The following is a 756-nucleotide window of genomic DNA, read 5'->3' as shown; positions in this document are numbered from 1 at the left end:
GTGCCGAAGCAAAGGGCCTAGAACTACTTAACGCAGCGAAAGATTCATATCCAGCAATTTCGAAAGAGGATGTAAGATGTGAACAAGTACGTGATTATGCCAAACGTATTACTGATTTAAAAGAGAAAAAAGAACAGCTAATAAAACAGATGGGTGAGCTTTCCAAAGAACGTTTTGAGTATAAGGTTTTACTTTCATTTCCAGGGATTGGTGAAGTGACAGCTGTAAGGCTAATAGGTGAAATTGGGGATTTAAAACGCTTTAGAAACAATAAACAATTAAATGCATATGTTGGGATTGATATTATGCGTTATCAATCTGGCAATACATTTTATAAAGATAAAATTAATAAACGAGGAAACAACAAGCTACGAAAAATCTTGTACTTTATGGTTCAAACAATGATTAGACTTCGTAAGAAGACTAACAATCATATCGTAGAGTACTACGACAAATTAAAAACGCAACCTCAAGGAAAGCCCCACAAAGTTGCGTCGATTGCGTGTGTGAATAAGTTTTTGAAAGTGGCATTTCATCTAATCACACACAACATCACCTATAATTACGAAGCAGCGTAAACCTATTCGTAACAGTTACTTATACTATACCATATCTGACCTTGCGAAAAAAACTAAATCGTCAGGTCTTTTTGGCATGACCAGAATTATTTTGAGTGGGAGGGGTACCCCTCCCACTCAAAATAATTAGGTGAAACATAAATAAAAGTTATAAAAAACACTTGACTGGAGGTAAGAA

General features: G+C 35.3%; 1 protein-coding gene. It reads left to right on the top strand.

Going from position 1 to position 756, the window contains the following annotated elements; genetic code table 11:
* Positions 1–578 (top strand): transposase (locus BK585_RS23605; RefSeq protein WP_139367708.1); only part of this gene is annotated, 578 nt, incomplete at its 5' end.
* Between the last annotated feature and the right edge of the window lie 178 nt (positions 579–756).

The organism is Bacillus alkalicellulosilyticus (genome assembly GCF_002019795.1).
Classification (GTDB): domain Bacteria; phylum Bacillota; class Bacilli; order Bacillales; family Bacillaceae_F; genus Bacillus_AO; species Bacillus_AO alkalicellulosilyticum.
This window is presented reverse-complemented; position numbering and strand designations above follow the sequence as displayed.